Origin of the sequence: Bradyrhizobium pachyrhizi (genome assembly GCF_029714545.1) — a bacterium.
Lineage (GTDB): Bacteria > Pseudomonadota > Alphaproteobacteria > Rhizobiales > Xanthobacteraceae > Bradyrhizobium > Bradyrhizobium pachyrhizi.
Genome location: NZ_CP121667.1, coordinates 7,344,739 through 7,364,337 on the forward strand (window position 1 = coordinate 7,344,739; position 19,599 = coordinate 7,364,337).

Genomic DNA, 19,599 nt, shown 5'->3' on the forward strand with positions numbered 1-19,599 from the left:
CCCCCAGTGCCGCTGCGATCGGCAGCGGTGAATGCTGCATATGACCGAGTTCACGGGGCCGATCGCAGCGGTTGCCCAGCACGGCCGCGCTGTCTGCCTCGTCAACCGTCTGCAGAAAGAACATCCCGCGTGAATGCGCTGTGTGAACAGATCCTTTCCGAATTGCGCCACCTGCTGAGCGAGATGAGCGATGGCGGCAGCGTCGGTCCGTCCGTCTACGACACGGCGCGAACTCTGCAGTTCCACGGCAACATCACCGGTCGGCAGGATGCATACGCGTGGCTCATCGCGCAGCAACAGGCCGATGGCGGATGGGGAAGCGCGGACTTCCCGCTGTTCCGCCATACGCCCACATGGGCGGCGTTGCTGGCATTACAGCGTGCCGATCCTCTTTTCGGCGCTGCCAACGCAGTCCAAGCTGCAACCCGGTTCCTCCGGCGAGAGCCCGATCCTTACGCGCATGTGGTGCCGGAAGACGCGCCGATCGGCGTGGAGCTGATCCTGCCGCAGCTTTGCGGCGAGGCCGCATCCTTGCTGGGCGGCGTGGCGTTTCCGCGCCACCCGGCGCTATTGCCGCTGCAGCAAGCGTGCCAGGTCAAGCTGGGGGCGGTGACGAGGTTACCGAGCGGCCATCCGTTGCTGCACTCCTGGGAAGCCTGGGGGACGTCGCCGACCTCCGCATGCCCGGATGACGACGGCAGCATCGGCATCAGTCCGGCGGCCACCGCCGCGTGGCGTGCGCACGCCGCAATACAAGGGAGCACGCCGCAGGTCGGGCGCGCCGACGCGTATCTGAAGGCGGCTTCTCGGGCGACGCGCAGCGGCATCGAAGGCGTGGTTCCCAACGTCTGGCCGATCAATGTGTTCGAGCCAAGCTGGTCGCTATACACCCTGCATCTGGCCAGGCTGTTCGCGCATCCCGCGCTCGCCGATGCGGTGCGCGTGATCGTCGCGCAGCTCGACACCCGCCTGAGCGTGCGCGGTTTGGGCCCGGCCTTGCACTTCGCTGCCGATGCGGACGACACCGCCGTTGCGTTGTGCGTCCTGCGCCTTGCGGGCCGCGACCCGGCGATCAATGCGTTGCGCCACTTCGAAATCGGCGAGCTGTTCGTCACCTTCCCCGGCGAGCGCAATGCCTCGGTGTCGACCAACATCCATGCCCTGCATGCGTTGCGACTACTGGGAAAACCCGCCGCCGGCACGAGCGCCTACGTCGAGGCCAATCGCAACTCGCACGGTCTATGGGACAACGAAAAATGGCACGTCTCGTGGCTGTATCCCACCGCCCATGCCCTCGCTGCGCTGGCGCAAGGCGAGCCCCAGTGGCGCGACGAGTATGCGCTGGCGGCGTTACTTCAGGCGCAGCGCGACGATGGCAGCTGGGGCGCCGGTTATGCGTCCACATTCGAGGAAACCGCATATGCGCTGTTCGCGTTGCACGTGATGGACGGGAGCGAAGAGCCGACAACGCGCTGGCGCATCGCGCAGGCGGTGGCGCGAGCGCTGGAGTGGATGCTTGCCCGCCATCGGGCGCATGTATTGCCGCAGACGCCGTTGTGGATCGGCAAGGAGCTTTATTGCCCCACCCGGGTCGTGCGTGTGGCCGAACTCGCCGGGTTATGGCTGGCACTTCATTGGGGGCGGCGCGTCCCGGCCGAGGGAGCGGCGCCATGAGCCAGACCGAAAGCGCGCTGCAGCAGGTGCTGGAGTGGGGGCGCTCCCTGACCGGGTTCGCCGATGAGCATGCCGTGGAAGCGGTTAGAGGCGGCCAGTACATCCTGCAGCGCATCCAGCCGAGCCTGCGCGACAACAGCGCCCGCACCGGCCGCGATCCGCAGGACGAAACCCTAATCGTGGCGTTCTGTCGCGAGTTGGCGCTGCTGTTCTGGCTCGACGATTGCAACGACCTTGGCCTGATCGCGCCGGAGCAACTCACCGCGGCGGAGCAGGCGCTGGGGCTCGGCATGCCGTGCGAGCTTCCCGGATTCGAGGGGTGCGCCGTGCTGCGCGCTTCGATGGCCACGCTCGCCTACGATCGTCGCGACTATGCTCAGCTTCTCGACGATACCAGGCGCTATTGCGCGGCGCTGCGCGCCGGACACGCGCAGGCGGCGGGGGCGGAACGCTGGTCCTACGCCGAGTACCTGCATAACGGCATCGATTCGATCGGCTACGCGAACGTGTTCTGTTGCCTGTCGTTGCTATGGGGGCTAGACATGGCGATCTTGCGTACGCGTCCGGCGTTTCGCCAGGTCATGCGGCTCATCTCTGCGATAGGGCGCCTGCAGAACGATCTTTTTGGACGCGACAAGGACAGGTTGGCCGGCGAGGTCGACAATGCGGCCATCCTGCTTCTGCAGCGCTATCCGGGTATGCCTGTGGTAGAGTTCCTCAACGACGAACTGGCCGGCTACACTCGCATGCTGCACCGCGTGATGGCGGAAGAACGCTTTCCCGCGCCGTGGGGACCATTGATCGAGGCCATGACGGCCATCCGCGTGCAGTACTACCAGACCTCGACCAGCCGCTACCGGTAACAGCGCTGCGAGGAGAGGCCGGCATACGCCGGACTGAACTCGCTGGAATCGCGGCGTACGCGCGCTGCCGTCGGTTGGATCCGACGCAATGCCGCCGCCCGATAAGAGCGATGGAGCGAGCATGACCGACACCGCCCCTTGAGACACTCAAAGTAATTAAGACGACATCAATGCCGCTTGCTCCGTGATTTGAATATCCGACGTCTTCTCGGTCGGCTTCTTCTCTGCCGTCGTGTTCTAATCGGTCTTTCCATCAGTCGGTTGCCCATCAGCTGCTTCTTTTGCTGCTGTTTCTTCACCACCACTCTGCGACTGTCGTCTCCGCAACAGCTTCGCTCTGCTCAATCATGGTAATACCCGTCAATCGTCTCAAAACGTGAGTACAACTGTTTCTACACGCCAAGGAACTAGCTGGTCGTGCTCACCAGGCTGATCGCTACACGCGCGGAAGGACGTGATTCTATTTGCGCCTAGCGGCGAACCAACCCTCGCCGCCTGTCATTGCTTGCGGCCAGTCCACTGTCTGCGTCGAGCAAAACTGAATGCGCTGCATTTTTGCCGCTTGTCGGCTCTAAGTTGGAGAATGGAAGCATGCGCCTCGCCCTTCCATTTTGCTTTGGCCAAGCGGCAAGCATCTTTGCAAATTCGGCAGGAGCGCGTTGTGAACTTTTCGACAATAGTAGGCGCTCTCGTCGTGCGCTTCATGCTCGTCGTCGGTCGCAACGCAAGGCCGACCGCGCGAAGTCAAAAATCAGCATCGAGCCTGGAAACAATATATGGAAGTCTCTACCAGACGCTTTGAATGTATTGCATTCGGCATGTCACGCTAAAGCCTCGCCGCCAAAGCGGTCAATGTTAGGCTGTCCAAACGTATGCCTCGTGCTGCCCAACCAAGCGCGAGGCCAGCGCATCCGCTTGCACCGAAACCAACACCAGGGGCGGCTCCTCTGCCCGCATCCTCGACCGCCGCCACTCAACAAAATTTGTCGGCCGCCCGTGCTCGTCGGCTTCGACTAACGGTGCATGAACTCCCCGGTCAATAGCCAAGCGGCATGAAGCAGCTGGCGAAGACACCGCGACGGCGATGCTCGAGAAACCAACTTATATACCAATGGCATCAGATGCCCCAACAGCAACCATCCCGTATGCTGCTCGACCAACTCCATCGCGAGATTACGTGGCACACGCCTTGCTTCGCCCATAGCGGAAGCAGGGGGACCTTGGGAGCACGATATGCTTGGAATTGGAAGTAAGTTGCCGTCGTTCGAAATCACAGGCGTAAAGCCTGGCTTTCACGCGCCACAGGAAGACGGACAGAGCGCATTCGAAACTTTGACCGAAGACAGCTTTTCCGGGAAATGGAAGATCATCTTCTTCTATCCGAAGGATTTCACCTTCGTCTGCCCGACCGAAATCGCCGAGTTTGCCCGGCTATCCAAGGATTTTGCCGACCGCGACGCGATCGTATTGGGTGGTTCGACCGACAACGAGTTCTGCAAGCTCGCTTGGCGCCGCTCACACCAGGACCTGAAAAATCTGCCGATCTGGCAATTTGCCGATACCACAGGAGCGCTGGTCGATGGCCTTGGCGTGCGTTCGCCAGAGGGCGTCGCTTACCGATATACCTTTATCGCTGATCCTGACAACACCATCCAACACGTCTATGCGACGAATCTCAATGTCGGCCGCAGCCCCAAGGACACGCTTCGCGTCTTGGACGCACTGCAGACCGACGAACTCTGCCCGTGCAACCGCGAGATCGGCGGCGAAACGCTGGACGTTGCTTGAGGCAGCATGTCGTCGATCGAGCAGTTGAAAGAACAAATCCCCGACTTTGCGAAGGACATCAGGCTCAACCTGATGTCGATGGTCGCCGACGAGACGCTGTCGCCGCAGCGCCAGTATGGACTATTGTTGGCGAGCGCGATAGCCACCCGTAATCGGAACGTGATCGCAGCGATGGAATCGGCTGCCGCCGCCGTGATGACCCCAGTTGCGATCGCGGCAGCGAGATCCGCAGCTTCCGTGATGGCGATGAACAACGTCTATTACCGCTTCGTCCACCTCGCCGCCAACCCGGAGTACAAGACGATGCCTGCGCGGCTGCGCATGAACGTAATCAGCAATCCCGGCGTGGACAAGTCAGATTTCGAACTTTGGTCCTTGGCGGTGTCGGCCATAAACGGCTGCGGCGCCTGTATTGACGCCCATGAGAAGACACTGCGTACGGCAGGCGTTAGCGCCGAAACAATCCAGACTGCGGCGCGTTTTGCCGCCATCGTACAGTCGGTCGCAGTTGCGATCGAAGCGGCCGGGCATGATGCCGCGCCGACGACGGAGTGATCTATCCTCTGTGCCAGTTCTTTGCATTCGGGATGAGAACCTCACGCGAGCCGCCCGCTTGCGGAAGGTTCTCACCCAAAGCACATACCTTCCCGTATGTCGTGTTTCGGCGCAATTGTCGGGCGGCGAACTGAAGCTGCGGAGGGATTCCTCGATCAACGGCCATCACAGGCCTGTCGCTCGGCCGTCCTCCGCAAAATCCAATATCGCCTCACACCCCCCGATTAGCCTCATTCAATAGCGCCAGCGGTTCTGTCGATGACAAGACAGTGTCGCAGTCGATACCAGTCAACGCTGATCGCGATCTGTCCCTGCTTGTAATCCCCATCGTATTCACATACGCCGATGGCTTCGAACCTCGGCCACGGCAATGGTTCGCTCCGCGGCGCAGCAAATTCGGCGTAGCAGGCGTCACGTGCCGAACCGCTCACGACGTGATCGAATTCGCCAGTCGAGGGTGAGGGCAGGATCCGTAAGCGGTGCTCGCCCGAGCCTGCCCCACCCCCACGTTGTGAGCAGGGGCAAAATCGCTAGGGCGGATTGGTCGTCCGAGAGAACACTGAAGATGGCGCCTCCCCTCCATCATCTTGGCGGTGTGTATCGGCACGCCAAGAGGACGGAGCCGCTGTGCCCGCAAACGGCCAGGGTATTGGCGGCCCATCCTCTATCCGCTCAATTTGTTCTGTCGGTTGTTTAGTGCATTATTGTCTTTCTGCACTCCGGGTCGCATAAGCAAAAAAAGGTTTGGCATACCCAAGCCATCTCCGGGCTGGCGCTGCAAGGATCTGACGTATCGGCGACCGGCGTATTGTTGTCGACCGGTGCCGTGGCTTCAGCCACGATATTCGGCACCGTCGCTGCAAGCGCGATGGCGGTCGCAGTCACAAACAACATTTTTTTCATTCGCGCGTCACTTCCTCAGATTGGCCCCCGCCGTCACTACCTAACAGCAGCAACGCGAAATGCAAATCTCACGTTACGTCAGGTTTGTAGCTCACAGATTGTTACCAGGGGGCGCCACAGCAGGTCCCGATGGCGTGTCAGGCTTGGCTTTCGATCGCGTTCGCCGATCTGGATCTCGACCATTAAAGCCGGACTGCGGCCGCCGCTGGTTGAGCCGCGCAAATTTGCAGCACTCTGTGATTGCTCTGATGTCGTTGTTGAGAAACGTCTTCGGCCGCTATCTGGCTGGAAGAACTAGGGGACCGCGCGTTGAGCACAATGGATCGCAGGTAACGAGGATTTTCTGCCACCCTGGTCTCGCGACGGCCTTACTGCCTTTCGGATATGAGTGAGACGCGAACTAAAGTCGTAGCGGGATCGTCTTGCTCAAAGGCGGTCGGACCGCGATCTTTCACCACTCACCCGAACTTGAATAACACGCCATATCCACCTCGCGGATAGCTCCACTCGATGTCGCCGGTTGGCCCGGCAATTATGCGGCAGGTGCCACACTCTATGCAACCGTCGACGGTGACCTCGACCTGTCCCTTGTCGTTGAGCTCGTAGCAACGCGCGGGACAAGCTTTTAACAGTGCAAGGAGCTGCGGCGAAGGCGTCGCGTGCGCGCGAACCTTGACGTGGGGCCGGCCGACGTCGACAAGATAGCGATTGTAGTACAGTTTGTCCTCGACGCGCATTGAGGGCAGCTCGGCATTCATGTGTTAGCCTCCTTTTTTCGGATCGACTTTGTTTGTTCGACTGACTTTGCTCAGCGCCATGCGCGAGCGAAACGGAATGCATCACCGAACAGACCTGCCCACGACCGCGCTTTTACAAAGGATTTCAATGTCATCTTCTCCTTCTCGGCCTTCGGCATACCGTCGACACGCACGAAGTTCTGCATCGCCCTTGAGAGCAGTTGCGGGTAGGTAAGGAAGAAGTTTTGCGAATTGGTGTGCATCAGCGTTGGCAAATCCTTATACTTCTTCAGATCCTTGATGACGAAGGAATCATCCAACATCTTCTTGTAGAGCGACAGATTTTTCGCGGTCATGCGATCGCCGCGCGATTTCAGCTGGAAGATTGCTTCGGCGGCGATGCGGCCTGAAGTCATCGCAAGATTGGAACCTTCGCGATGGACGGCATTGTTGAGCTGCGCCGCGTCGCCTGCCACCACCCAACCCTCGCCATAGAGCTGCGGGATCGCCTTGTAGCCGCCCTCGGGAATGAGATGTGCGGAGTATTCCTTGACCTCGGAGCCTGCGATCAGGGGCGCCACGGATGGATGCCTCTTGAACTGATCGAGCAACCCGTAAGGCGTCTCACCGGTGCGCTGGAAATCGGCGACAAGGCAACCGATTCCGAGCGAAATGCACTCCTTATTGGCATAGATGAAACCCATTCCCGTCATGCCGCGGGATATGGTACCTGCGGCTTCAATCACGAGACCCTCGTCGCCCTCGAGATTAAAGCGAGCCTCGATCGTCTCGCGCGGCAAGAAGTGCATTTCCTTCACCGCCAATGCCACCTTGTCGGGCTCCGGCCGCCGGCGAAGGCCCGCACGCGTCCCAAGCAGGCCAATAACCCCTTCGGCCAGCACCACGACGTCAGCATGTATCTCGCCGTCGCGGCGATCTGTACGAACGCCAATCACTCTTCCATGGTCGTCTCGTGCCAGGTCGGTGGCTGTCGTCTCGCATAATACGGTCGCGCCAGCCTCCCGCACTTTTGACGAGAACCATTTATCAAACTGCGCGCGAATGATGGTATAGCGGTTCGGCCGCTCCTCGTTGAAGTCGTCGGAGCGATACTGCATGCCAAGGTGGGACCGATCGTCCATTATCCAGAACCGCTGCTCGACCAGATGACGTTCGAGCGGCGCCTCCTCGCGGAAGTCCGGTATCAGCTTTTCCATCATGTCGGCATAGAGGATCGCACCCTGCACATTCTTCGATCCGGCATATTCGCCACGCTCGAGTTGCAGGATCTTCATGCCGCGCTTGGCCATGGTCAGTGCCGCCGCGTTGCCTGCCATCCCGGCGCCGACGACAATTGCATCAAACCTCTCATCGATCATGACAATCTCCTAGCCCGCGATCCGGGCGCGCGATTGCGGCAAGAGCCGCGCTCGGAATGCAGCCGTCAGCGCCGGCAACAACTGCAGGGCGTCGTTGACAATGGCGATATGGGCGAAATCAAATATCGGCGCATTCTTGTCGGTATTGATTGCGACAATCAGATCGGCACCTTCGACGCCGACCCGGTGCTGAATCGCGCCGGATATGCCAGCTGCAATATAAAGCTTTGGCCGAATGGTCTTGCCGGTCTGGCCAATTTGCCGGTCAGTCGAGACCCAGCCTTTTTGCACCAGAGGACGCGAGCAACCATACTCGGCGCCGAGGGCCGTTGCGAGCTCTCGCACCAGGTGGAAGTTGTCCTGCGATCCCAGCCCCAAGCCGCCGGCGACCACGACATCGGCATAGGCAAGATTGGACGTTTCGGAATCGCGGTCCGGAATGAATGACAGCACCTTGGTGACGATATCGTCCTCAATGAGACCAAGCGGGTGGATAATGATCCGGGACGCATCGCGCTCGACGCGCTCGGGCATCGGCATGACGCGCGGGCGGACGGTTGCCATCTGCGGCCGGTAATTCAAGGTGTAGATCGTGCAGAGCAGCGAGCCGCCAAAGGTCGGACGTGTGGCCGCAAGCGAACCATCAGCGTCGACATCAAGCTCAGTGCAGTCGGCGGTCAGGCCCGTCAGAAGCGTCGTCGCGACAGATCCCGCCAGGTCGCGACCGAGCGTGGTGGCGCCGAGCAGCAGGATCTCTGGCTTGTAGGCGTTGACCAGCTCTGTCAGTGCCTTGGTATATGATTCATTGCGATACTCCGACAGAATGTTGTCGGCCACGAGATAGCTCAGATCCGCGCCATAGCAGAACGATTCAAGCGCGGCATTGCGCGTCGCCTCTCCCTCCGGACCGATTACAATTGCAGCGAGATCAACCTTCAGCTTGTCGGCAAGCCTGCGTCCCGCGCCCATCAGCTCCCACGAAACGGGATGTACCTGCCCGCGCTCCTGCTCGACGAAGACCCAGACGTGCTTGTAGGCCTTAAAGTGCTCCGGCAATTCTCTTTTGGCTGCGGCACGGCCGCCCACGGCCGGCCTGGCAGCTTTGGTGACGTTGCTCATAGCTATGAATCCCCTCAGAACCAGCGCCGCGCCACAGCATCGCGCTCTAGCTTCGATTGCTCCTTGAAGATGGATTGATCAGTGCCGGAGCGGCTTCGCGGCTGCCGCCCCCGGCTTCGCCTTCCCGGCGTGGCCCCGGCGCAAAAATGAGCGCTCGCCGATGGCCGGTTGCCGCACAGGTCACGTTTCGACAGGTCTTGTTTGAAGATGTCCTTGGCTCCAGCATTCTCCACGCTCCATCTCGCGGCCGGCGCCCGGACCGGCCTCACCGCGTCGGCCGTACCGGCGCGGCCAGCTCGGCTTATCGCTTCCAGCACCGTTGACCAGGCAGGTTCGATTTGTGTGCAACACTCGCGCGCGGCGTTCGACGTGGCGCTAGGCGCTGATTGTGGCGAGCGCGGCACTCTTGCCGCCGAACCTGTCATGTAATTCGTACGCGCCTTCCAGCGCAAAGAAATCCGACACCAGCATGACGATATGTCCTCCTGACACATGAGGCCGACGGTCATGGGGTGTTGGAAGATCAGCGCGAACTCGTTGACCTGCTTGATGCAGACGTCAGTATGCATGCCTTCTCCAGATGCTCGCTTGGATGCTTGGGTTAGCTTCGGATCGCCATCTCCGGTCAATCCCTGACCTCAATCGTATCGAACGCGATTCCGAACGCCGCTCGCGTGAGCATGAGCCATGAAATGATCGCGGCGCTGGGAATGAGCAGCAAAGGCGACGTCATTGTTCTTCCTCCAAATCTCATCTGGAACAAGGGTCGGCAGGGCGTCGTCAACGACAGACGTAGCAGCAGAACAGCAAGTGTCGTACCAGTCCCGGCGCCATCGAAAATCGACTGTCAAAGCAATGGCTTGGTGTGATCTGGTGGAGATTCAACACACGACACTTCCGACGTGGTCGCGAATCCAACAACGCCGCTTTGCGCAATGGCGCAGCGAGTTGAGCTAAATGAAGACGAAGGCCCGCCTGGGCGCCGTAACAACAACGTGGCGCGGAACAAACCGAGGCGGCGACGCAGCTACTTCATCAGGACACTCAATGGCACGAAGGCGGCGGGCCTCCTGGGGTCTGTGTTCTTGGGCTCTGCGACCGCATCCTTCAAAACCTTGAATACTCTCTGGTCGATTGGGGAGGACACCACGAAATCGGCATAGGCCTGCTCCAGAATCGCCTTGCACCGTGCCTTGATCTCTGGTTCCGAAACGCCGACGAATTGTTCCTTGGCGAGATGTTGCCCCATGCGCCCCAAGATATGCAGGCGTGCGACGTGGAGAATCTTGGAGTCGTAGTCGACGCCAAGAAGCGAAAAAAACTCCTCTGCTGAGGCGGCCGCGTTGAGCCGCTCCATGATACCGCTCACCGGTGTGTCGCTCATCGAAAACTCTCCCTTCGCTCAAGCCCCCGGCATCCAGCCGGGAACTGGTACAGCCGCACCATCCCGGCGCACTTTTAACCTCGCAGAGCCCAACGTATCGCCCAACCAACGCTTCAGAAAACGCGGGGCGGCCGAGCAGCTCCGCATCGCGCCAATTGGACGCTGGCAACGGCCGGTGGGCGCAATGCCGGACATGACCTCACGCGCGATGGCTCAATGAGCGTTCACAGATGTCGCGCCAAATCGCCACCAATGTCTCGCGCTCAACCGGCAGCTTGTTCTCAACGGCATATTTCCGCGCCCGCGACAGAATCTGTCTTGCCTCATCAGGGCTGGCGGCAAGCTGCAATTCGCCGAGCAGCGTTGTGATAGCCGAAAGTCCAGAATGTTTGCCGATCACAAAACGGTTGGATCTGCCTAGCAAATGCGGGTCAAGCCACTGATAGGTGCGTTGATCCTTCAACAGACCGTCGACATGAATGCCGGATTCGTGGGTGAATACGTGCTCACCGACGATCGCCTTGTTCAGAGGAATCGCACGAGCGGCCGCCGCCGCGACCACCGCAGCGACGTTCTCGAGCTCCGACAGTATGATGCTGGTCTGCCGTCCGTAGAGTTGTTTCAGCGCGACTGCAACCTCCTCCAGCGGCGCGTTCCCTGCACGCTCGCCGAGCCCAATGACCGTCACCGAGGCGTGGCTCGCACCGGCCTTGATGGCAGCGAGCGTGTTCGCGGTCGCGAGCCCGAGATCGTCGTGGCCGTGAAACTCGAGCTCGAGATCGGTGGCCGCACGCAGATGTCCGACCAACGCGCAAGTTGAATCTGGATCAAGGACGCTGAGCGTATCGGCAATGCGAAAGCGCCGCGCACCTGCCGCCTTTGCAGTTGCGACCAGCGTGATGAGAAACTCGATATCCGCGCGGGAAGAGTCCTCGCCGCCGACAGCGACCTTAAGCCCACGCTCACAGGCGTAGCCAACCACTCGCTTCATTCGCTCCAGCGCTAATTCGCGGTTGCCGCCAATCTTGGCCGCGATCTGCACGTCGGAGGCGGGGATCGATATGTTGACCATGGATACCTCGGCCTCGATCGCCGCATCGACATCGGCCTCTCGCATCCGGCACCAGCCAATGGTGGTGAGCGGGAGACCCGCTTCGACGATGCCGCGGATGGCAGCGATCTCCTCACTGCCCATGGCGGGCGTCCCGGCCTCGACTTCGGTGACCCCCGCCCTCGCCAGCGAACGCGCTATCGCCAGCTTTTCGTCGGCCGTGAACGCAACGCCAGGAGCCTGCTCGCCGTCGCGCAATGTCGTGTCGTTGAGCACGATCGGTTTGGTCGTGGCCAATTCGGACCACGACGGTTTGGCGACGGTTGCGACGGTAGCGATCACGCGAATCTCCTGGCTGGGTTTGACCACGGAGTGCTCCAGCAACCGGCATGCCACACCGGCAATGACATCAACCGATTGGCAGATATTTTTCGTCCCAATTGGATTGTCGCAAACGCGACAGGGTTGCAGAGCGCACGCGTCAAAATTGACTTTCTGCCCTGCCGAGCTCTCGTTCATCTCGGCTTTCCTTACAAATGGACAGTGGGATCTCCGCGAACAAGCCTGCGCTCGCTTGCAGCCTATCTGCGACAAAGCCCGTCAGGACAAAGCCCACCAGAATTAAGCGATTCGGCCCGCTCGCCCGCTCATTGCGAAGCCTATGGAAAGATGGCCGACGACGCCCGGCTCAGATGGGCCAGTCGCCGGCGACGATCTGGCTCTCCGCCTGCAACAGAACATCACGCCGGCGCTCAGCCATCCGGCTCTCGCCGCTTTCATCGCCAAAGCAGACGTCGAAATCGTTACATTGGGTGCACACCGGCGTCGTACACATCACGAGGCCCTCGTCCTCGCATAGCGTGCGATAGAAGAACCGCTTCCATCGCATATTGTTGATATTGCACGCCGCGAGCGGCGCGAAATGGCGACTTAGAAGCCGAGAGAGTTCGGCTCGGTTGCGCAATCCGAGGTCTTCCCATAAGTGGTCCGGCTCAATGGCGCGGCGCGCGATCATTGCAGCCAGCCAGCGGCCAATATCCCCTTCCGTTGACCGTCGCGAGAGCAAGAGATCACGCACCATTGCGACCTCGTCGGTCACATTGGGCTCAAAACACGCGGCCGACTGTTCGATTTTGATCTCAATCGACGGGAAGTACTGTTTCAACAGCGCTGCAACTTCATGAGCTGCGAGGCCAGCTTTCTCGGGAAGTGGGCCATCGTCCATCGAGGCCGCTGCCAGAATAGATGCCAGCACGTGGCGATCGAAGTCGCTGTCGGCAACTATCTCGGCGTCCGCGGGGGACACTCCAGTGAGCAAGTGGTAGGTTGCAATACCTTTATGCACGCCTTCGCGCGCGGCGGTCGCACCGCCAATTAATGGCGGACGCAACTTCGCTTCAAACATGTGGTCCTTTCTATCGCAGGTCCAAATATGCTACGCCTGCCGCATCCCATCCTGGTGAGACGTCTTTCGTCGGAATGCCGGTCTCCCGGGATGGGGGGGGAAATAGGGGAGACCGGCACCCGCTCGCGCGCCCTTGCGAGGCCACGAGTCGCCACCTTTACGAGGCAGCGAGCTCGGCGGCGGTCTTGCCGACAATCGATTCGTCAACCGCCTTCATGATGCCGTGCTCCATCAGCATGTCCTCGAGCTCGTCCATGGAGATAGGCGTGGGGATGACGCCTTTGCCGCCGTTGTTGTGGACCTTGGTCGCGAGGTTGCGATAATGATCGGCCTGCTGAGAGTCCGGCGCATACTCCAACACCGTCATCCGACGCAATTCCGCATGTTGGACGATGTTGTCGCGCGGCACGAAATAGATCAGCGTGGTTCCGAGTTTCTTCGCCAGCGCCTCGGCCAATTCCAGCTCCTTATCGGTCTGTCGCTCGTTGCAGACCAGGCCGCCCAGCCGCACACCGCCAGAGTTGGCGTATTTCAGAATGCCCTTGGAGATGTTGTTGGCGGCGTACATCGCCATCATCTCGCCGGACATCACGATATAGATCTCCTGCGCCTTGTTCTCGCGGATTGGCATCGCAAAGCCGCCACAGACAACGTCGCCGAGCACGTCATAGGAGACATAGTCAATGCCCTCGTAAGCGCCATTCTCCTCCAGGAAATTGATCGAGGTGATGACGCCGCGCCCTGCACAGCCGACACCCGGCTCGGGTCCGCCCGATTCCACACAGCGGATGTCCTTGTAGCCGATCTTCATCACGTCCTCGAGTTCGAGGTCCTCCACACTGCCGGCGTTCGCTGCCAGACTTAAGATCGTGTCCTGCGCCTTGGCATGCAGGATCAGGCGAGTCGAGTCCGCCTTTGGATCACAGCCCACAATCAGGATCTTTTGACCCATCTCGGCGAGTGCTGCCAGCGTGTTCTGCGAGGTGGTCGATTTGCCGATACCACCCTTGCCGTAGAATGCGATTTGTCTCAGTGAAGACATGTTGCTCTCCATCAACCGATTTGCCGACATTGCGCGCTGCTCTGCGCGCGATTGTTTCTTTCTCAGAAACGGGGTCCACGGGTTCAAGGGAAGGAGCGCATCGCTCGTCTTGCGCGTCTGCGTGCACTCAGCCCTCACTCAGTGTTGCGTCCCCCCTATAGCAACAGCCGTGCCAGCAATTGTCCGCGCTTGTAAGCGTCTGAATACGTTTTGCAAACTCACCCGCCGACTGAGGATCCCTGCTTATCCGGCGGCAGATCCACGCTGTTTTTTACCTGACAGGACTTAAGCCACCCTGTCGGAAACCGAACAGGCCTCTCAAATGTCAGATGCGTCAAGGCCGGCTTACCGCGGGCTATTTCGATGCGTTCGAGCCTGGAACGGGAATTGCCAATCGACCTTTTGCGGTGGGCCATTGGCGGAGGAACGCGACGATGCAGGTTGGGAGTGAAACGTCAAAGGGAATGGCCAAGCGGCCGGTGTGCCTGATCGATGACAACATCGCCCACTCGGCCCTGCGGTGCATCTCCCATGATCGGATCGAGGCGCACCAGCTTGCAACGCCGGAAAAGGCTGTTGGCGGAGGCATCGATTGGCCGGTACCGGATGTGGTGCCGTTCGGCCGCTGGGAACAGCCGGCGCTGGTCGGCGAAATGGCGGGCCAATGTCCTGGCGCAGGAATCCCGATCGTCTGCGACGCATCAGGCGGGGCCACGACGGCCGGCCGCATCACGGCTGCCGCCCCTGCCGTGCACGGCAGGCCACCGAGCTTGGCAACAGTTCGCAAAAATGTCGATGTTCGCGGCTACGGCGGCATCGCACCGATCGTTCAGCCAGGCGCGCTCGAATAGGTGCACCATGGCAACGATCATCTTCTATCAAAAGCCCGGTTGCGCCACCAACGCCAGACAGATCAACGCACTGACGGCCGCAGGGCATCACGTGATTGCCAAGGACATCTTGAAAGAGCCGTGGCGTACGGAGGAACTGCGCTCGTTCTTTGGACATACACCGGTCGTGTCCTGGTTCAACCCCTCCGCGCCGCGCATCAAGTCGGGCGAAGTCAATCCCGGCGCGATCGATGCGGCGGGCGCAATTGAGCTGATGCTCGGCGATCCACTTTTGATCCGACGCCCCCTGATCGACGCCGACGGCGCAAGATGCGCGGGATTTGATCGTGAGCCCGTGCCGTCGCTGCTTGGGCGGACTCCGCAAGATGATCTTGACGGATGCTCGCGCGAGGGAACGTTCATGGACTGTCCGTCCGAGTGAGAAGTTGCACAACTAAGGCCATGCGGGGAGACAAGACGACGCTCCCTCTCTTCGTTCTTTCGGGCGCGCGACGAGCAACGCGCGCGTTGAGAATAAGATGAGAGGTCTATCAACCGCTGCAGTCGGTAGAGGCCCCTCGGGGTGGCTCTTTCCGTCGCGCAAAAGCGCACTTTACGCGCATGCGGCAGGGCATGGCCGCAGCGATGCGATCTTGAAAAACTTCAACCGCGCATGACCGACGTGACTTAGCGACTTAATTACGTCGATGACCAACCCGATTTGATCCGCATCAAATCCATCGCCATTCCAATCATGTGACAGAGGGTTCGCGTGACTATCCACGCGCATTTTGGAATGGAGACTTTGATGAGAGCAAGAACAACTCTGACGAAAGCGTCCCTGCTCGTGCTTGCGGCGATGTTCGACGGAGCTGCCATGTCGTCGGTACAGGCCGCGGACCTCGCACCGGCGCAGGTCTACGCTAGACCTCCACTGGTCGAACCCTTCAATCCGTGGATGATCCGCCTGCGCGTGCTCGGCGTATTGCCGGATTCCGAAGGCAGCTCGGTCAATGTCGGCGCCGTACCGTCGCTGTCATCACCGAATTCCGGCCTCTCGACCAGCGATCGGGTCGTACCGGAGCTCGACATCACCTATTTCTTCACCCCCAACATCTCCGCTGAACTCATTCTCGCCGTGACCAGACATCAGATCAGCGGCACTGGCGCGCTGAGTGGGCTTGATATCGGCAAGATCTCGCTGTTGCCGCCGACGCTGACCCTTCAATACCACTTCACCGATTTCGGCCCCTTCAAGCCGTATATCGGCGCCGGCATCAACTACACCGCGTCCTTCCACCAATCCGCAGCCAAGACGCCGTTCGCCAGCCTCGCGGTGACGGATTTGCATGTCAACAACACAGTTAGCCCCGCGGTTCAATTCGGCTTCGACTACATGCTCGATCGTCATTGGGGCCTGAACGTTGACGTGAAGAAGTTGTGGCTGCGGCCAGATTATTCGGCGACTGTAAACGGTGCGATCCCCGTCACCGGGCGCGCTAATATCGACCCATGGCTGGTCAGCGGCGGCATCACGTATAAGTTCTGATAAGCACGCCCCGCAACCGGCTCGCCAAACCAAGAGGTCGAGCGAGATGGCGTCTCGAGTAAGGGTCTTCACACTCAGTGCCGGGCGCCGGGCCCGGCGCCGCAGGCAATCCTTGTAAAGTCTTGCGAAGCCAGTATGGCTGACGGACGCCTCGGATGTGGTCAGGAGAAATGATTCAATCGCTTTCTCGAGCATGTCCGCCAATCAGTGTGGATCGTGACGCCTATGGTCTCGCTCGAAAACCACGTATCCCGCAGCAGCTTGATGCCACAGGCAGACGCGGATTCGATCAAGACGAGCGCCAGCGCCTCAAGGGCTTCGCCATGGCATGAGCGTGCATGCAACTCCCGCTGTCGACCTCGAAGGTCGCACCGTACCAGCCGCGTCTAAGAAATGGATGCTCAGTGGAGAAGAAAACTCGCCGGAAGTTGAGCTGGAAGTTGTCGTGCGGACGGCGCTGATTAAACGGAAAAGTCGCTGCGGGAGCTCCGTACCAGACAATCGGGCCGGTTCTCGCCGCTTAGCCGTCTGTCAGCGACGGGCTAACGCCTTGGCCCCTCCGCGCACGGGCTCAACCAGTCCTAGACTTGACGGGGCCGGCGCGGCCGCCCAAAGCTTAGAGTGGAGCCTTGAGAACCGAGAGACTCCACTCCTTGCTATCAGTTGATAGTCACTTGGCGCCAGGGAAGTCGAGCAGGATCGACGCTGCTTAGCCAATTGACAATGTCATGACGGCCATAAGTCTGGTGTCGACGGCCGCCCAAAAGGACGACAGGCCGTCCCAACTCGGCCACCCACATCCTCACGAGATTGTCACGTTCGCTCGGATTGCTGATGACATGGTCTTGAACAGCAACCACTCCGAACTCGACGCCTTGTTCGCGGACGAGTGCCACTTCCCAAGTCGACATGGTGGCTCCTCCCTTACCGGCCAGTGCGATGCTTGGTGGGATCTACCAATACATACTGCATTCCCGGTGCAGGCGTAGGTGGAAGCGGCTCGCCACGGGTTACCGTGCGTTCCTCTCCGGTTCGACCGCCTCGAGGCCCGACCTGCTCGTATTGCCCGGAGCGGGGGGCCTCTTGTCCTGGTTTAAAAGTTTTAGCCATAAGGCTCTCCTGCATGAGAGCCGGGGTTGACCGCGGGCAACGATCTGATTCATGATCAGACCGCCTTACCAGGCCCGTCCCGCGTCGGCTCTCGACCACGGGGCGGTTTCAAGCCGCCGGGTCTGAACCACCCGGCGGTTTTTGATTATGAACTCACTACCCGCACGCGACCTTCTGTTCATCTTCGTCCATCATGCCGAGAGCACGGCGGACGTAACCGGGATCTTTGTCAATCAAGGTTAGAAGTACGCGAGCAGACATTTCCGGAATGCGGCTGCCTTGTTCCCAATGACGAACAGCCGCCAAGCTAAATCCGAACTGCAACGAAAACTCTTGCTGGGTCAGCGAGAGCTTCTTCCGGATATTTCTCACATCAACACTATCCTCAATATGGATCGTGCGCTCACGAGCCTGAGTATTCTCTCCTCGTGCATGAGCTACAGCCTGTTCAAGGCCTTTGATGATTTTGCGACCAGACTGCGGATTCCGAGATGATGGTGCGCAGCGTACCGACTTGATGGCGCGCAGGGTTCCGAAATGATCGCGCGCAGCATTCCGAGCATTCTCCGCGCAGCATTCCGATTTGATCGCGCGCAGTTTCGGATGGTGTGAGGCCTGATCGTTGGGCCATTTCTCCGGCTGGAAACAGCTGGGAGAATTGGATGCCGACGAGGAGGGTTGTCATGCGCCAGGTGCGCGAGATTGTGAGGTTGAGCCTTGAGGCTGGGCTCTCGACGCGCGTGGTTGGCGAGCGGGTCGGCGTCGGGCCGACGACGGTACGTGACACGCTGAAGCGGTTTGCGCGCGCGGGTCTGGCATGGCCAGTCCCGGAAGCGACAAGCGACGCGGAGCTGGAGCAACTGCTGTACGGGGTGCCTGGCGTGAAGCCGGGTCGCCGCAAGGTGGTCGAGCCTGACTGGTCCGCTGTTGCCCGCGAGCTCAAGCGCAAGCACGTGACCTTGCAGGTGTTGTGGGACGAGTACATTGCGGACCATCCGGACGGGTACCGGTATAGCCGTTTCTGTGACTTGTTCCGCAACTGGGAAGGCCGGCTGCCGCTGGTGATGCGCCAGCACCACGGCGGGGGCGAGAAATTGTTTGTCGACTATGCCGGCGACACGGTGCCGGTGGTTGACCGTAAGACTTGCGAGGTGCGCGACGCGCACATCTTCGTGGCGGTCATGGGCGCGTCCAGCTTGTCGTTCGCTCTGGCGACGTGGACCGAGCAGCTCGGCGACTGGATCGCGGGACACAACGCGGCCTACAGCTTTTTTGGCGGCGCGACGCAACTGCTGGTGCCCGACAACGCCAAGGTCGCGGTGATCAAGGCCTGCCTCTATGACCCTATGGTCAACCGCAGCTACAGCGATATGGCGCAGCATTACGGCACGGCGATTTTGCCGGCACGGCCACGTCGCCCGAGAGATAAGGCGAAGGTTGAGGCCTGCGTCGGAATCGTCGAGCGCTGGCTGCTGGGGCGGCTGCGCAACCGAACCTTTTACAGCCTGGCCGAACTCAACGGCGCGATCGCCGAGTGGCTGGCCAAGCTCAATGACGGACGGGTGCTGCGTCAATATGGCCGCACACGGCGCCAGCTGTTCGAGGAAATTGATGCGCCGAATCTTAAACCGCTTCCCGGCGAGCCGTGGGTCCATGCCGAATGGCGCCGATGCCGGGTCGGCCTCGACTATCACGTCGAGATCGAACGACACTACTACTCGGTGCCCTATCGCTTCGCCCGTCGGGAGGTAGAAGCGCGGATCTGCGCGCGAACCGTTGAAATCTTCCTGGGGGGCGAGCGTATCGCCGCGCACATGCGCGGCAGTGGCAACGGGCGGCACACGACGATCAGCGCCCACATGCCTTCCAGCCACCGGCGCTATGGCGAGTGGACGCCGGCAAAGATCCGCAGCGAGGCAAGCCGGATCGGCCCGACGCTGCGCCAGCTGGTCGACCGGATCATCGAGGATCGGCCGCATCCCGAACAGGGCTATCGTTCTTGCCTGGGCATCATCCGGCTTGAGAAGCGCTTTGGCGCCGAGCGCCTCGAGGCGGCCGCGTTGCGCGCGCTTGAGATCCAGGCTCGCAACTACCCGAGCATCAAATCGATCCTCGAGAAGGGGCTCGATCGCGTCCCAACGCCTGCGTCGCCTGAGCGCGAGCCGATCCTACACACCAACATCAGAGGCTCGAACTATTACCACTAAGGA

At 60.4% G+C, this 19,599-nt stretch carries 19 protein-coding genes and 1 pseudogene; 8 read left to right on the top strand and 12 right to left on the bottom strand.

Features of this window, described 5'->3' with window-relative positions; translation table 11 throughout:
- Positions 1 to 129 precede the first annotated feature (129 nt).
- From QA639_RS34640 to ahpD, 4 genes and pseudogenes are all read left to right on the top strand, one after another.
- Positions 130 to 1,674, top strand: a complete 1,545-nt coding sequence (locus QA639_RS34640; protein ID WP_283088345.1) for a hypothetical protein — start codon at positions 130 to 132, stop codon at positions 1,672 to 1,674.
- Positions 1,671 to 2,574: pseudogene (locus QA639_RS34645) on the top strand (terpene synthase family protein). The gene QA639_RS34640 and the pseudogene QA639_RS34645 overlap by 4 nt, the downstream one beginning before the upstream one ends.
- 1,196 nt (positions 2,575 to 3,770) lie before the next feature.
- Positions 3,771 to 4,325, top strand: coding sequence for a peroxiredoxin (locus QA639_RS34650; protein WP_283088347.1), 555 nt, complete (start codon positions 3,771 to 3,773; stop codon positions 4,323 to 4,325).
- Positions 4,326 to 4,331: 6 nt separating this feature from the next.
- Positions 4,332 to 4,880: an alkylhydroperoxidase, AhpD family gene (ahpD, locus tag QA639_RS34655; protein ID WP_283088348.1), complete on the top strand. Its 549-nt coding sequence runs from the start codon at positions 4,332 to 4,334 to the stop codon at positions 4,878 to 4,880.
- A gap of 693 nt (positions 4,881 to 5,573) precedes the next feature.
- On the opposite strand, the gene QA639_RS34660 is transcribed toward ahpD, so the two are convergent.
- From QA639_RS34660 to nifH, 9 genes are all read right to left on the bottom strand, one after another.
- The gene (locus tag QA639_RS34660; protein WP_283088349.1) at positions 5,574 to 5,783 is read right to left on the bottom strand and encodes a hypothetical protein; all 210 of its coding nucleotides are present in this window, start codon (positions 5,781 to 5,783) and stop codon (positions 5,574 to 5,576) included.
- A 458-nt stretch (positions 5,784 to 6,241) separates the two neighbouring features.
- Complete coding sequence (locus tag QA639_RS34665) at positions 6,242 to 6,541, bottom strand: ferredoxin family protein (protein ID WP_283088350.1); 300 nt, start codon at positions 6,539 to 6,541, stop codon at positions 6,242 to 6,244.
- Between the two features lie 50 nt (positions 6,542 to 6,591).
- Positions 6,592 to 7,899: an FAD-binding protein gene (locus QA639_RS34670; protein ID WP_283088351.1), complete on the bottom strand. Its 1,308-nt coding sequence runs from the start codon at positions 7,897 to 7,899 to the stop codon at positions 6,592 to 6,594.
- A 9-nt stretch (positions 7,900 to 7,908) separates the two neighbouring features.
- Positions 7,909 to 9,018, bottom strand: a complete 1,110-nt coding sequence (locus tag QA639_RS34675; protein ID WP_283088352.1) for an electron transfer flavoprotein subunit alpha/FixB family protein — start codon at positions 9,016 to 9,018, stop codon at positions 7,909 to 7,911.
- Between the two features lie 14 nt (positions 9,019 to 9,032).
- Positions 9,033 to 9,587 carry a hypothetical protein gene (locus QA639_RS34680; protein WP_283088353.1) on the bottom strand — a complete coding sequence of 185 codons (555 nt, stop codon included), beginning with the start codon at positions 9,585 to 9,587 and terminating at the stop codon, positions 9,033 to 9,035.
- A gap of 458 nt (positions 9,588 to 10,045) precedes the next feature.
- A complete protein-coding gene (nifW, locus tag QA639_RS34685) occupies positions 10,046 to 10,402 on the bottom strand; it encodes a nitrogenase stabilizing/protective protein NifW (RefSeq protein WP_283088354.1) in 357 nt (118 codons plus the stop codon).
- A gap of 199 nt (positions 10,403 to 10,601) precedes the next feature.
- Positions 10,602 to 11,972 carry a homocitrate synthase gene (nifV, locus tag QA639_RS34690; RefSeq protein WP_283088355.1) on the bottom strand — a complete coding sequence of 457 codons (1,371 nt, stop codon included), beginning with the start codon at positions 11,970 to 11,972 and terminating at the stop codon, positions 10,602 to 10,604.
- 169 nt (positions 11,973 to 12,141) lie between these two features.
- A complete protein-coding gene (locus tag QA639_RS34695; RefSeq protein ID WP_283088356.1) occupies positions 12,142 to 12,858 on the bottom strand; it encodes a nitrogen fixation protein NifQ in 717 nt (238 codons plus the stop codon).
- Between the two features lie 157 nt (positions 12,859 to 13,015).
- Positions 13,016 to 13,900 (bottom strand): nitrogenase iron protein, encoded by an 885-nt coding sequence (nifH, locus tag QA639_RS34700; protein ID WP_283088357.1) that lies wholly within the window; start codon positions 13,898 to 13,900, stop codon positions 13,016 to 13,018.
- Positions 13,901 to 14,334: 434 nt separating this feature from the next.
- Here nifH and QA639_RS34705 point away from each other — a divergent pair, with 434 nt between their 5' ends.
- The 3 genes from QA639_RS34705 to QA639_RS34715 all read left to right on the top strand — a co-directional run bounded on the left by QA639_RS34705 (position 14,335) and on the right by QA639_RS34715 (position 16,279).
- Positions 14,335 to 14,751 carry a hypothetical protein gene (locus QA639_RS34705; RefSeq protein WP_283088358.1) on the top strand — a complete coding sequence of 139 codons (417 nt, stop codon included), beginning with the start codon at positions 14,335 to 14,337 and terminating at the stop codon, positions 14,749 to 14,751.
- Between the two features lie 7 nt (positions 14,752 to 14,758).
- Complete coding sequence (locus tag QA639_RS34710) at positions 14,759 to 15,172, top strand: thioredoxin domain-containing protein (RefSeq protein WP_283088359.1); 414 nt, start codon at positions 14,759 to 14,761, stop codon at positions 15,170 to 15,172.
- Between the two features lie 354 nt (positions 15,173 to 15,526).
- The gene (locus QA639_RS34715) at positions 15,527 to 16,279 is read left to right on the top strand and encodes an OmpW/AlkL family protein (RefSeq protein WP_428841099.1); all 753 of its coding nucleotides are present in this window, start codon (positions 15,527 to 15,529) and stop codon (positions 16,277 to 16,279) included.
- Between the two features lie 659 nt (positions 16,280 to 16,938).
- Here QA639_RS34715 and QA639_RS34720 read toward each other — a convergent pair.
- From QA639_RS34720 to QA639_RS34730, 3 genes are all read right to left on the bottom strand, one after another.
- Positions 16,939 to 17,190 (bottom strand): hypothetical protein, encoded by a 252-nt coding sequence (locus tag QA639_RS34720; RefSeq protein WP_283088361.1) that lies wholly within the window; start codon positions 17,188 to 17,190, stop codon positions 16,939 to 16,941.
- Positions 17,191 to 17,203: 13 nt separating this feature from the next.
- Positions 17,204 to 17,404: a YjzC family protein gene (locus QA639_RS34725; RefSeq protein WP_346283711.1), complete on the bottom strand. Its 201-nt coding sequence runs from the start codon at positions 17,402 to 17,404 to the stop codon at positions 17,204 to 17,206.
- 141 nt (positions 17,405 to 17,545) lie between these two features.
- Positions 17,546 to 17,986 carry a helix-turn-helix domain-containing protein gene (locus QA639_RS34730; RefSeq protein WP_346283747.1) on the bottom strand — a complete coding sequence of 147 codons (441 nt, stop codon included), beginning with the start codon at positions 17,984 to 17,986 and terminating at the stop codon, positions 17,546 to 17,548.
- A gap of 86 nt (positions 17,987 to 18,072) precedes the next feature.
- Between QA639_RS34730 and istA the strand changes: the two genes are divergently transcribed.
- Positions 18,073 to 19,596, top strand: a complete 1,524-nt coding sequence (gene istA, locus QA639_RS34735; protein ID WP_283088363.1) for an IS21 family transposase — start codon at positions 18,073 to 18,075, stop codon at positions 19,594 to 19,596.
- The last annotated feature ends 3 nt before the right edge of the window (positions 19,597 to 19,599 follow it).